This is a genomic window from Arthrobacter crystallopoietes BAB-32, from assembly GCF_000328305.2.
Classification (GTDB): domain Bacteria; phylum Actinomycetota; class Actinomycetes; order Actinomycetales; family Micrococcaceae; genus Crystallibacter; species Crystallibacter crystallopoietes_A.
This window is the reverse complement of record NZ_ANPE02000107.1, coordinates 1-12,981: the sequence shown is the minus strand read 5'-3', so window position 1 is coordinate 12,981 and position 12,981 is coordinate 1. Positions and strand designations below refer to the sequence as shown.

Below are 12,981 nucleotides of genomic sequence, written 5' to 3'. Positions count from 1 at the left end.
TGACCGCGTCGAGGTCCTTGGCGGCCATGATCTGGCGCAGGCCGGCCAGGCGGCGCTCGAACTCGGCGTCCGAGAACGTCAGCTGCTGCTTCTCGCCGTTGTGCAGGACCTTCAGCCGCTCGAGCTCGGAAACGCTGCTTACCGGGGAATCTGCGATGGTCATCGAATCTCCTAAAAGGTTCGTCAAAAGGTGGATTGGTTTCAGAAGGAAGTCGGGGTCGAAGTGCTTTCGGAAGCCGGTTCGACAGTGCGTCGCGCCGAGGCTTCGGCGGCGGCTTCCTTGGTTACTGCAGTCAGTGCATGGTCGACCAGAAATCGGCGGTGGACCCGCGGGCCGAAGGTGGCGTAGACCGCGGCGCTGGTCAGGCCGCCGGCGAGCCAGGAGAGGTCCAGGCCGCCCATGGCGACAGCGATCGGACCCTGGGTGGCGGGGAGCAGGCCGTACATGAACAGCCAGGTGGCGAAGATGCCGGCAAACAGGGCTCCGACGCCGGCCCAGTTCACGACCGGGAGCCGGGTAGTGCCGATGGGGTCGAAGAGGCGTGCGGTGTCGGCCGGCAGGCGGCGGTCCAGGTAGTAGTAGTGCACCAGCATGATGCCGCCCCAGGCAGCGACCCAGGCAACCAAGCCGATCAGCCAGGAATCCAGCACGGTGGCGAAGTTCTCCTGGTAGATGAAGAAGACCACTGCGATCAGGGCGACGACGCCGACGATCATGTTCAGGACCCGCCGCTTGATGCGGACATCGAGGGCCTGCGCGGCGACCGAGAAGGTGTAGATGTTCAGGATGTTGGTGGCGATCGGGCCGTGGAGGACCATCAGCAGGACCGGGATGGCCAGGACGCCGTAGTTCTCGACGATCAGCTGGCCGGGGTCGATGCTGCCGCTCTTGGTGGCCAGGCTGGCACCCAGGACACCCAGCCAGACAACCGGAATGAACTGGCCCAAAACGGACGCCAAGTACAGCTTCTTCTTGGGGATGCTCCTGCTGACGAAGCGGGAGTAGTCAGCGGCGTAGGTGAACCAGGTGATACCCCAGCCGATGCCGATGGCGGTCATGACCGCGCTCATGGCGGCGATGCGTTCGGTGCCCTGCAGGATTTCCCCGGGAGGTCCGGCGTAGCCCCAGTCGATGTCCATGCCGAACCAGGCGACTGCCGACATGGCAATCAGGACCAAAATGGTCGGCGGCACCGTCCAGCGCTCGAAGGCGGCGATGGCCTTGTAGCCAAAGAAAGCGATAATGACCTGCAGGGCCATGATGACGGCCGCCACGGCGATCTTCCAGCCGTAGTTGGGCTGGCTCGGATCCACCCAGCCCAGGCTGCCGAAGAGCGCCATTACCAGGTCCAGGATGATCCAGGTGTTAACCGCGCACCAGCCGATCCCAAGCGTGGCCTGGATCGCCGCCGGAACATAGTTGCCGCGGCGTCCGAAGGCTGCGCGGGCGAGCACCATGCCGGTGGCGCCGGTGCGCTGGCCCAGGAGGACGAAGAAGCCAAACAGGATCATGCCGATCAGGTTGCCGAGCACCAGAACTGTCACAGTGTCGGCGAAGCCAAGGCCGAGGTGAATGCCGAGGGCACCCAGGACCCAGTTGATGGGGGCCAGATTCGCGCCGGCCCAGATCCAGAACTGGCCTGATACCTTGCGGGTACGCGACCCTTCCGGAATCGGCTGGAGCTCCTGCTCGACATCCTCGTCGTGCTGGGTCGTGGCAGGGGAAGTGTTGGGGCCATGTTGATTGTTGATCATGGGGTCCTCCGGGAAGTCATTTGGACATAGGCAACGATATGTGGCTTGGGTCACGGGTGATATACGCTAAGTGTCAGCTGAAAACGAATCGGAGGTTGACACACTGACATGGGCCTATCGCTGAAGGAAGTGCTGGCTGACGACACCTTCCGGAAAGCGGCGCCGTTGGTGCGTGCCGGCGCGGATTCTGTGGAACAGACCCAGGTCCGCTGGATCCACTCCAGCGAGGTCATGGACATTGCCCCGCTGCTGAGCGGCGGCGAACTCCTGCTGGCGGGCGGCCAGTCATTGGCGTCCGCCACCCCGGAGGAGCGCGGCCGCTATATCAAGGCACTGGCAGGACGCGGGATAGCTGCACTGGCCGTTGAAACCGGCGGAGTGCTGAAAACGATGCCGCAGGACCTGATTGCCGAAGCCGAAGCGGCCGGACTGCCCCTGATCGAGCTGACCCGGGTTGCACCCTTCGTCGAAATGGCCGAGGCAATCAACAGTTTGATGGTCGGCCAGTCGGTGGAATTGATGCGGCGCGCGGACCTGCTCTCCCAGCAGCTGGCGTCCGCCCTTGCGGAAGGGGCGGGGCTCAAGCAGCTGCTGGAGATTTTGGCCATGGTGCTGCCCGCGCAGGTCAGTGTCTATGACCGCACCGGGGAACTCCTGGAGCGGGCGGAGCTTCCGGCGGCGCCGGAGGCGGACGGTGGTGCCGCTGCCTTGGATTTCGACATCGCCCTGCGCGGGGGAGTGGCTGCTTCCTTGCGGCTGCAGCCTCCCGATGGCCATGATCCTGCCTGGTACCAGACCGCCGGGACCAGGTCCGCCGGCATTCTGGCGCTGGCCCTGCAGCAGCGTCTGGCTCCGAGCCTGACCGACGTGGCTGGAACGGAACTGCTGCGATCGGTGGCCTCCGGTGTCCAGGGGATCCGCTTGGTGCAGCTGTGCAAGGCTGCAGGAATGGATCCTGGAGCGGCCTTTGTAGCCTTAGTGGCCCAGCCGGAGGCCAGTGTCAGCCGGTGGGCGCCGGTCGAGCAGGCCATCCGCAAGAATGTCCGCAAGGTCGTCGTCTATGTGCAGCAGTCGGATCTGGTGGCCGTTGCCGCCTTGCCGGCCGAGGCAACGCAGGCCGCTAAGGCTGAGCTGGTGCGGAGGCTTGCCGACAGCATGGGCGGCCAGCCGGTAATCGTCGCGGTGGGCCCGGTGGGCAACGGCATCAGCCAGGCAGCGCGTTCCCTGGCCGAAGCGCGGCTCACCATCAGTCTGTCGCCCGTGGGCTTGTATGAGGGGGCAGTGCTCGACGCTGATGATTTCGCCATTGAACGGCTGGCCTTCAAGGAGCCGGACGGCGCAGCTGCACGGCAGCTGGTCCGGGAACTGGTCGGCGAAATCGTCGATTATGACGCTTTAAAGGGCTCGCGGCTGCTGGAAACCCTGGCCGCATGGCTCGCCTCGGGGTGCAACACCGCGCAGACTGCACGGACCCTGTTCCTTGAGCGCCAGTCCTTGCACAGCCGGCTTGACCGCATCTTCGGCATGATCGGCGGGGACCCGCGCGGTACCGAGCGGCTTGCCGGACTGCACCTGGCGGTCCGCTTGGCCCGTTACCTGGACCAGCAGTGAGCCGCGCTCAGAGCACCTTCCGGATGGTTTCTTCGAAACTGGTGATGTGCTCCAAGGCGAGATCCGCGGCCTGCTCCGCATCGCCGTCGACAATGGCTTTGAGCAATTGGACATGCTCGGTGATGTGCCCCGCTACGGTGGGCACTTTGTCCAGTACCAGGCACCAGATCCGGGTGGCTAGATTGTCCAGCCGGATGAGGGTTTCTTCGAGGTGGGGGTTGCCGGCGGCGCGGTAGATGCTGCGGTGCACATCGAGGTCATAGCGCATGAGGTCGGTCGCCGTGCCGGGGCCGTCGTCCTCCAGCCGCTGGATGTCGTCGGCGAGGGCGGCGAGTTCTTCCCGCATCCTGGCGTTCGCGCTGAGGGCGGCCTTCCGGGCAGCGAGCGGCTCGAGCGCGCGGCGGAGTTCGGAGACGTCGGCCAGGGCGGTGATGTCGACGATGGTGGCGAAAGTGCCGCGCCGCGGATAGGAAACGACGAGGTGGTCCATCTCGAGCCGCTTCAGTGCCTCCCGTACGGGGGTGCGGCCGATTTCCAGGGCTGTGGCGAGCTGGCCATCGTTGATCGGTTCGCCTGGCCGGATGTCGAGCATAATGAGCCGGTCCCGGAGCTCGCGGTACGCGCGTTCGGCCAGCGACAGCTGGGCATCCGCTGCTTCTGCCGCAGTAGCGGTCACGCTCATGGTTGGCTCCTTGCGTCAGTGTTTGGCGTCTTTTACGAGTCATATTTTATTGGTGTTGACTCGGTGTGATCTACAGCATACCATTTCAACCAGCACTGATATATCAGTCGAACATAAGTCTTTAGTTTCTTGTAAGGAGAGGCCGGATCGTGACGAATCTGTCAACTACCTTGGCCGCGGCGGACCCCGAGGTTGCAGCCGCGATTGGACGCGAACTGGAGCGCCAGCAGTCGACGCTGGAGATGATCGCCTCGGAGAATTTCGCGCCGAGCGCGGTGATGGAGGCCCAGGGCTCCGTCCTGACGAACAAATATGCCGAGGGTTACCCGGGCCGGCGGTACTACGGCGGCTGCGAGCACGTTGATGTGATCGAGCAGCTGGCGATCGACCGCGTGAAGGCGCTCTTCGGCGCGGAGGCCGCGAACGTGCAGCCGCACTCGGGCGCGCAGGCCAACGCCGCCGCGATGTTCGCCCTGCTCAACCCCGGGGACACGATCCTCGGTCTCGACCTGGCGCACGGCGGGCACCTCACGCACGGCATGAAGATCAACTTCTCGGGCAAGCTCTACAACGTCGTCTCCTATGGCGTCTCGGAGCAGGACCACAGCATCGACATGGCCGAGGTCGAGCGGCTGGCCGTGGAAAACCAGCCCAAGCTGATCGTGGCCGGCTGGTCCGCCTACACCCGCCAGCTCGACTTCGCGGAGTTCCGCCGCATCGCCGACAAGGTCGGCGCCTACCTGATGGTGGACATGGCCCACTTCGCCGGCCTGGTGGCAGCGGGTCTGCACCCGAACCCGGTGCCGTTCGCCGACGTCGTTACCACCACCACCCACAAGACCCTTGGCGGACCGCGCGGCGGCGTGATCCTGTCCAAGCAGGAGCTGGCCAAGAAGATCAACTCGGCCGTGTTCCCCGGACAGCAGGGCGGCCCGCTCGAACATGTGGTCGCCGCCAAGGCTGTCGCCTTCAAGGTCGCCGCATCCGAGGACTTCAAGCAGCGCCAGCAGCGCACCCTGGAAGGGGCCCGCATCCTTGCGGACCGGCTGCTCCAGGACGACGTGGCCGCCGCCGGGATCAGCCTGGTCAACGGCGGGACCGACGTGCACCTGGTGCTGGTGGACCTGCGCAACTCCGAGCTGGACGGCCAGCAGGCCGAAGACCGCCTGCACCAGGTGGGCATCACGGTCAACCGCAATGCCGTCCCCTTCGACCCGCGCCCGCCGATGGTTTCCTCCGGCCTGCGCATCGGTACCCCGGCCCTGGCCACCCGCGGCTTCGGCGCCGCTGAGTTCACCGAGGTTGCCGACATCATCGCCACCGCCCTGACGCACGAACTGACCGACGAGCTCGCCACCGAGCTGCGCGGCCGGGTCGGCGTCCTGGCCGACAAATTCCCCCTGTACCCGAACCTGAACGGAGCCCAGTAATGGCTGACCTGCTGCCTGAGCATCCGGATTTCCTCTGGCGGAATCCCGAGCCCAAGTCTTCCTACGACGCCGTCATCGTCGGCGGCGGCGGCCACGGCATTGCCACCGCCTACTACCTGGCCAAGAACCACGGCATGACCAACATCGCCATCCTGGAGCGCGGCTGGCTGGCCGGCGGCAACATGGCCCGCAACACGACCATCATCCGTTCCAACTACCTGTGGGACGAGTCCGCCGCGATCTACGAGCACTCCCTGAAGCTCTGGGAGCAGCTGCCCGAGGAACTCGAATACGACTTCCTGTTCAGCCAGCGCGGCGTGCTGAACCTCGCCCATACCCTGGGCGACGTCCGCGAGTCCGTCCGCCGGGTTGAAGCGAACAAGCTCAATGGCGTGGACGCCGAGTGGCTGACCCCGGAGCAGGTCAAGGAAGTCTGCCCGATCGTCAACATCGGCGACGACATCCGCTACCCGGTCATGGGCGCCACGTACCAGCCGCGTGCCGGCATTGCAAAGCATGACCACGTCGCCTGGGCCTTCGCCCGCAAGTGCGACGAGATGGGCGTGGACATCATCCAGAACTGCGAAGTCACCGGCTTCATCAAGGACGGCAACCGCGTGGTCGGCGTCGAAACCAGCCGCGGTCGCATCCTCACCGACAAGGTGGGCCTCGCTGCCGCCGGGCATTCCAGCGTGCTGGCCGAGCTCGCCGGGTTCCGGCTGCCGATCCAGTCCCACCCGCTGCAGGCCCTGGTCTCGGAACTGTTCGAGCCGGTGCACCCCACGGTGGTCATGTCCAACCATGTGCACGTCTACGTTTCGCAGGCGCACAAGGGCGAACTGGTCATGGGCGCCGGCATCGACAGCTACAACGGCTACGGCCAGCGCGGCGCGTTCCACGTGATCGAGGAACAGATGGCTGCCGCCGTCGAACTCTTCCCGATCTTCGCCCGGGCGCACCTGCTGCGCACCTGGGGCGGCATCGTGGACACCACCCTGGATGCCTCACCGATCATTAGCACGACGCCGGTGGACGGTGTGTTCGTCAACTGCGGTTGGGGGACCGGCGGCTTCAAGGGCACTCCTGGCGCCGGCTACACCTTCGCGCACACCATCGCCAACGGCGAAGCGCACCCGCTGAACGCACCGTTCGCGCTGGACCGCTTCGAGACCGGCCACCTGATCGACGAGCACGGCGCCGCCGCCGTCGCCCACTAAGACGTAAGGATTCCTCACCATGATCCTCATTGAATGCCCCTACTGCGGCCCCCGGGATGAGACCGAATACCACTACGGCGGCCAGGCCCACGTGGCCTACCCCGAGGACCCGAACCAGCTGACCGACAAGGAATGGGCCGAGTACCTGTTCTACCGGGAGAACCCCAAGGGCCTGTTCGCGGAGCGCTGGGTGCACAGCGGCGGCTGCCGCCGCTGGTTCAACGCCGTGCGCGACACGGTCAGCTACGAATTCAAGGCCGTCTACCGCAGCGGCGAACCCTGCCCGGACCTGGCGTCCCTGAACACGGCAGCCAACAACAAGGAAGGAGCCGCGAAATGAGCACCACCCAGTCCCACCGCCTGCCGGCTGATCGCGTAGCGGGTGGCCGCATTGACCGCGGCGCCGAACTGACCTTCACCGTCGACGGCAAGACCTACAAGGGCTACCAGGGCGACACCGTCGCCAGCGCCCTGCTGGCCAACGGCGTCCTGCGCTGCGGCAACTCCATGTACCTGGATCGTCCGCGCGGCATCATGAGCGCCGGCGTCGAGGAGACCAACGCCCTGATCCACGTCGCCGCCTCCGGTCCGGCGAACCCCGTGGACGAGTCCATGCTGACCGCCACCACCGTGGCGCTGCGCGAGGGCCTGGCGGCCCGCTTCCTCTCCGGCCTGGGCACCATGGATCCGCGTGACGACACCGCCCGCTACGACAAGAAGTACGTGCACGCCGACGTCGTGGTGGTCGGGTCAGGCCCCGCCGGCCTGGCCGCGGCCCGCGAGGCCGTGCGCGGCGGTGCCCGGGTGATCCTGATCGAACAGGATGCCGAGTTCGGCGGTTCGCTGCTGTCCCAGCCGCAGGCGCAGATCGACGGCAAGCCCGCGCAGGAGTGGACCGCCGAGGTTCTGGCCGAACTGGCCGCAGCCCCGGACTGCACGCTGCTGAAGCGTACCGTCGCTTTCGGGTCCTACGACTCCAACTACCTGCTGGCCAACCAGAACCGGACCGGCCACGCAGGCGAGGCTCCGGAGGGCGTCTCCCGCAGCCGCCTCTGGCACATCCGTGCCGGCCAGATCGTGCTCGCTCCGGGCGCCCTGGAGCGTCCGATCACCTTCGCCAACAACGACCGTCCCGGCGTCATGCTGGCCGGCGCAGTCCGCAGCTACGTCAACCGCTACGCTGTGGCTCCGGGCCGCAACGTGGTCTTCTTCACCACCAATGACAGCGTCTACGACGCGGTGGCGGACCTGTCCGCGGCCGGCGTGAAAGTGGCAGCCGTCGTTGACGCCCGCACCGAGCTCTCCGCCCGTGCTGCGGCAGTACGCGAGTCCGGCGTCGAGGTCATCACCGGCTCCGCCATCGTCGACACCGAGGGAGCAGAGCGGGTCAGCGCCGTCAGCGTCAGCAGCATCGACGAGGCCGGCAGCCCGGTCGGCGACGTCCGGCGGATCGAAGCCGATCTGCTCGCCGTTTCCGGCGGCTGGACTCCGACGATCCACCTGCACAGCCAGCGCCAGGGCAAGTCCCGCTGGGATGACAGCCTCGCTGCCTTCGTGCCGGTGGCCCCAGTGGCCAACCAGCACGTGGCCGGTGCACTGAACGGCACCTACGACACCGCGCACTGCGTGCTCGAGGGCACTGTGGCGGGCCGCGCTGCAGCGAAGGCCACCGGCTACCAGGTTTCCGAAGAGGAAACCCTCGTTGCACCGTCCGCCGAGGTCCGCAACGCCGCGGCGGGCGAGTTCCGCCAGGTATGGCTGGTCCCCGCCGCCGGCGAGGAGCAGGACTTCTCCGCCCACTTCGTGGACCTGCACCGCGACCAGACCGTGAAGGACGTGCTGCGCGCGACCGGTGCGGGCATGCGGAGCGTGGAGCACGTGAAGCGCTACACCTCCATCTCCACGGGCGACGAGCAGGGCAAGACCTCGGGCGTGAACGTGATCGGCGTGATCGGCCATGCGCTCAAGAGCGGCGACATCGGCGGCATCGGCACCACTACGTACCGTGCTCCGTTCACCCCGGTGGCCTTCGCCGCCCTGGCCGGCCGCAAGCGCGGCGAGCTGTTCGACCCGGCCCGCATAACCTCCATCCAGCCGTGGCATGTGGCCCAGGGCGCCCTGTTCGAGGATGTCGGACAGTGGAAGCGCCCCTGGTACTTCCCGAAGCAGGGCGAGGACATGGACGCCGCGGTGCTGCGCGAATGCGCCGCCGTCCGCGACTCCGTCGGCTTCATGGACGCCACCACGCTGGGCAAGATCGAGGTCCGCGGCAAGGACGCGGCCGAGTTCCTGAACCGCATCTACACCAACGCCTACAAGAAGCTGGCAGTCGGAATGTGCCGCTACGGCGTCATGTGCACACCGGACGGCATGATTTTCGACGACGGCACCGTCATGCGTCTGGCCGAGGACCACTTCCTGCTCACCACCACGACCAGCGGCGCCGCGAAGGTGCTGGACTGGTTCGAGGAGTGGCTGCAGACGGAGTGGCCGGAGCTGGACGTGGTCGCCACCTCCGTGACCGAGCAGTGGTCCACCATCGCCGTCGTTGGACCGAAGTCCCGCGCCGTCGTCGCAAAGGTCGCGCCGGCACTGGACGTCACCAACGAAGCGTTCCCGTTCATGGCCTTCCGCGACACCACGCTGGCCTCCGGCGTGCCGGCCCGGATCGCCCGGGTTTCCTTCTCCGGCGAACTGGCCTACGAGATCAACGTTCCGGCCTGGTTCGGCCTGCACGTCTGGGAAGCGGTGGCCGAAGCCGGTGCGGAGTTCAACATCACCCCCTACGGCACCGAGACCATGCACGTGCTGCGCGCCGAGAAGGGCTTCATCATCGTCGGCCAGGACACCGACGGCACGGTGACGCCGCAGGACGCCAACATGGAGTGGATTGTCTCCAAGGCCAAGGACTTTGTCGGCAAGCGCTCCTACTCGCGCATCGACAACGTCCGCGAGGACCGCAAGCAGCTGGTCGGTGTCCTGCCGGTGGACAAGTCCATCCGGCTTCCGGAAGGCGCCCAGCTGGTCAACCAGGGCATCCGGATCGCTCCGTCCGAGGCGCCGGTGCCGATGGAGGGCCATGTGACCTCCAGCTACAACAGCGCCGCGCTGGGCCGCACCTTCGGCCTGGCCCTGGTCAAGAACGGCCGCAACCGCATCGGTGAGACGCTGCAGGCCCCGCTGGACGGGCAGCTCGTGGACGTCGTCATCGCAGAACCCGTACTTTTCGACCCCGAAGGGAGCCGTCGTGATGGCTGAAGTAATGACTGACATTTCCCAGCTGCGCCGCAGCCCGCTGGCCCACCTGGAAGACGTACTCCGCGAGGGAGCCGTGGCCGGCGAACGCGGCGTGGCACTGCGCGAGGTTCCGTTCCTGACCCAGGTCGGCCTGCGCGTGGAACCGGGCTCGGCTGCCGCGGCGGCACTGGCAAGCGCGGCCGGTGTGTCCCTGCCTGCCAAGGCCGGGGAAACCACCGGGGACGCCGACGGAAGCGGCGGCACCGCAGTGCTGTGGCTCGGCCCGGACGAGTTCCTGGTCGTCGCCCCGGAGGGCTCGGATGTCGTGGCCAAGCTGACCGCCGCCCTCGGCAGCCAGCCCGGCGCCGTCGTCGACCTCTCCGCCAACCGCACCACGCTGGAACTGGACGGGCCCTCCGCCCGCGCGGTCCTGGAGAAGGGCTGCCCTGCGGACCTGCACCCGCGGGTCTTCGGCCCCGGCAAGGCCGTGACCACGACCATCGGACTCGTGCCGGTGCTGCTCTGGCAGACCGCTGAGGAGAACGGCTCGCAGACCTACCGGATCCTGCCGCGGGCGTCCTTTGCGGACTTCACCGCGCGCTGGCTGCTGGACGCTATGACGGAGTTTGCCTCTCCCGAGGTGCCGTAATGGCGCTGAGCGCACTGGATCTGTTTTCCGTTGGCATCGGCCCCTCCTCCTCCCATACGGTGGGGCCGATGCGGGCGGCCCGGCTGTTCACGGCCGGGCTGGAGCGGGACGGTCAGCTTGAATCGGTGGCGCGCGTGCGGGCGGAGCTGTTCGGCTCGCTCGGCGCCACCGGTTGGGGCCATGGTTCGGACAAGGCCGTGATCCTGGGCCTGCAGGGCGAGGATCCGGAGACCGTGGACACCGACACCGCGGACGCCTTCGTGAAGGAGACCGTCGCCGGGGGCAAGCTGCAGCTCGCCGGCACGCATCCGGTGGAGTTCGACGGCGATGCGGACGTCATCCTGCACCGCCGGAAGTCGCTGCCGGCGCATCCGAACGGCATGACCTTTTTCGCGTACGACGACGGCGGGCAGTTGGTGCGCGAGGGCACCTTCTACTCGGTGGGCGGTGGCTTCGTGGTGGACGAGGACGCCGCGGGCGCGGACCGGATTGTCCAGGACGAGACGCCGCTGCCGTACCCGTTCACCACGGGCAAGCAACTGCTCGAGCACTGCCGGCGCGAGGACAAGTCCATTGCGCAAATCATGCTGGCCAATGAGCTCTCCTGGCGCAGTGAGGAGGAGCTGCGTGCGCAGCTGCTGCACATCTGGGACGTCATGCAGGAATGCGTGGAAAACGGCTGTACCCGCACCGAGGAGAGGCTGCCCGGGGGACTGAAGGTCCGCCGTCGTGCTCCCGGCCTGCGGACCAAGCTCCGGCAGATCGAGTCGGCGGCCGCCACCAGCGGCACTCCGAACGCTGACCCGCTCTGGGCGATGGAATGGGTGAACCTGTACGCGCTGGCGGTCAACGAGGAGAACGCCTCGGGCGGCCGGATTGTCACGGCGCCAACCAACGGCGCGGCGGGCATCATTCCGGCCGTGTTGCACTACTACACGCGGTTTGTGCCGGGAGCCAACGACGACGGCGTGGTGGACTTCCTGCTCACGGCGGCGGCCGTGGGTATCCTCTTCAAGGAGAACGCATCCATCTCCGGTGCCGAGGTGGGCTGCCAGGGCGAGGTCGGCTCGGCCTGCTCGATGGCTGCCGGCGCCTTGTGCGCCGTGCTGGGCGGGACCCCGGAGCAGGTGGAGAACGCGGCGGAGGTCGGGATCGAGCACAACTTGGGCCTGACCTGCGATCCGGTGGGCGGGCTCGTGCAGATCCCGTGCATCGAGCGCAACGCCATTGCCAGCGTGAAGGCGATCAACGCCGCGCGGCTGGCACTGCAGGGCGACGGGGAGCACAAGGTCTCGCTGGACCAGGCGATCAAGACCATGCGCGAAACCGGTAAAGACATGAAGATCAAGTACAAGGAGACGTCCCGTGGTGGCCTTGCCGTCAACGTTATCGAATGCTGAACTGCAGAGTATGGAAACCATCCCCGGAACCAAAGAACTCGTCCTGACCCTCGACTGCCGCGAAGCCCCCGGCATCGTGCACGCCGTGAGCACCGTGCTGCTGGAACAGGGCTGCAACATCGTCGAGCTCAAGCAGTTCGACGACCGCCGGCTGGGGCACTTCTTCATGCGCGTCCATGTAGCTTCGGCTACGGGCGAGCCCTTGGACGAGGAGGCGCTGCGCCGGGATTTCGAGCCGGTGGCGGAGCGGTTCGGCATGAACTGGCAGCTGGCCCAGCACGGGGCCAAGCGCCGGGTCATGGTCATGGTTTCCAAGTTCGGCCACTGCCTCAACGACCTGCTCTTCCGCTCCCGGACCGGAGAACTGCCGGTGGAGATCGTGGCCGTGGTGTCCAACCACCGCGACCACCAGCGGCTGGTGGAATGGCACGGCATCCCGTTCTTCCACATCCCGGTCACACCCGACACCAAGCCGGAGGCCGAGACGAAGCTGCTGGAACTGGTGGACCGGTTCGAGGTGGACCTGGTGGTGCTGGCCCGCTACATGCAGGTGCTGAGCGACCAGCTCGCCACCAAGATGGCAGGCCGCGTCATCAACATCCACCACTCGTTCCTCCCGTCCTTCAAGGGCGCGAAGCCGTACCACCAGGCCTACGAGAAGGGTGTGAAGACCGTGGGCGCGACGGCCCACTACGTCAACGCGGAGCTGGACGAAGGCCCGATCATCGCCCAGCAGGTTGTCGCGGTGGACCACACCTTCGGTCCCGAGGACCTGGTGGCGGCCGGGCGCGACACCGAATGCAAGGCGCTCTCCGATGCGGTCAAGTGGCACTGTGAAGGACGCGTGATCCTGCACGGCAACCGCACCGTCGTGCTGCGCTAACCGGCTTGTTCCCGGGCGGGCGGCAAATCCGCTGCCCGCCAACGGCCAACCGGCACGCGCGCTCGACAAGCCAAAGCCGACACCCCGCCCGGCGCGCGGCCACCCCACAAAGGTGGC

The 12,981-nt window shown here is 66.9% G+C and carries 10 protein-coding genes and 1 pseudogene; 8 read left to right on the top strand and 3 right to left on the bottom strand.

The features are described from left to right. A pseudogene (locus tag D477_RS22245) lies at positions 1-163 on the bottom strand (creatininase); the annotation flags it as partial. 38 nt (positions 164-201) lie between these two features. Continuing rightward, entirely contained in the window at positions 202-1,755 is a 1,554-nt protein-coding gene (locus tag D477_RS08450; RefSeq protein ID WP_005268613.1) for a purine-cytosine permease family protein, read from the bottom strand. 108 nt (positions 1,756-1,863) lie between these two features. Between D477_RS08450 and D477_RS08445 the strand changes: the two genes are divergently transcribed. Continuing rightward, on the top strand, positions 1,864-3,366 hold the full coding sequence (locus tag D477_RS08445; protein WP_005268612.1) for a PucR family transcriptional regulator: 1,503 nt from the start codon (positions 1,864-1,866) through the stop codon (positions 3,364-3,366). 7 nt (positions 3,367-3,373) lie between these two features. On the opposite strand, the gene D477_RS08440 is transcribed toward D477_RS08445, so the two are convergent. Next, the gene (locus tag D477_RS08440) at positions 3,374-4,048 is read right to left on the bottom strand and encodes a GntR family transcriptional regulator (RefSeq protein WP_005268611.1); all 675 of its coding nucleotides are present in this window, start codon (positions 4,046-4,048) and stop codon (positions 3,374-3,376) included. A 149-nt stretch (positions 4,049-4,197) separates the two neighbouring features. On the opposite strand from D477_RS08440, the gene glyA reads away from it, so the two are divergent. Genes glyA through purU form a run of 7 tightly spaced genes read left to right on the top strand, consistent with a single transcriptional unit; the run spans position 4,198 to position 12,864 of the window. Continuing rightward, complete coding sequence (gene glyA, locus D477_RS08435; protein WP_005268610.1) at positions 4,198-5,478, top strand: serine hydroxymethyltransferase; 1,281 nt, start codon at positions 4,198-4,200, stop codon at positions 5,476-5,478. Further along, complete coding sequence (locus D477_RS08430) at positions 5,478-6,695, top strand: sarcosine oxidase subunit beta family protein (protein ID WP_005268609.1); 1,218 nt, start codon at positions 5,478-5,480, stop codon at positions 6,693-6,695. The genes glyA and D477_RS08430 overlap by 1 nt, the downstream gene beginning before the upstream one ends. 19 nt (positions 6,696-6,714) lie before the next feature. Then, a complete protein-coding gene (locus tag D477_RS08425) occupies positions 6,715-7,035 on the top strand; it encodes a sarcosine oxidase subunit delta (RefSeq protein WP_005268608.1) in 321 nt (106 codons plus the stop codon). Next, the gene (locus tag D477_RS08420) at positions 7,032-9,953 is read left to right on the top strand and encodes a sarcosine oxidase subunit alpha family protein (protein ID WP_005268607.1); all 2,922 of its coding nucleotides are present in this window, start codon (positions 7,032-7,034) and stop codon (positions 9,951-9,953) included. The genes D477_RS08425 and D477_RS08420 overlap by 4 nt, the downstream gene beginning before the upstream one ends. Next, positions 9,946-10,581, top strand: coding sequence for a sarcosine oxidase subunit gamma (locus tag D477_RS08415; protein ID WP_005268606.1), 636 nt, complete (start codon positions 9,946-9,948; stop codon positions 10,579-10,581). Before D477_RS08420 ends, D477_RS08415 begins: the two co-directional genes overlap by 8 nt. Further along, the gene (locus D477_RS08410; RefSeq protein WP_005268605.1) at positions 10,581-11,981 is read left to right on the top strand and encodes an L-serine ammonia-lyase; all 1,401 of its coding nucleotides are present in this window, start codon (positions 10,581-10,583) and stop codon (positions 11,979-11,981) included. The genes D477_RS08415 and D477_RS08410 overlap by 1 nt, the downstream gene beginning before the upstream one ends. A gap of 10 nt (positions 11,982-11,991) precedes the next feature. Further along, a complete protein-coding gene (gene purU / locus D477_RS08405; RefSeq protein WP_005268604.1) occupies positions 11,992-12,864 on the top strand; it encodes a formyltetrahydrofolate deformylase in 873 nt (290 codons plus the stop codon). Positions 12,865-12,981 lie beyond the last annotated feature (117 nt).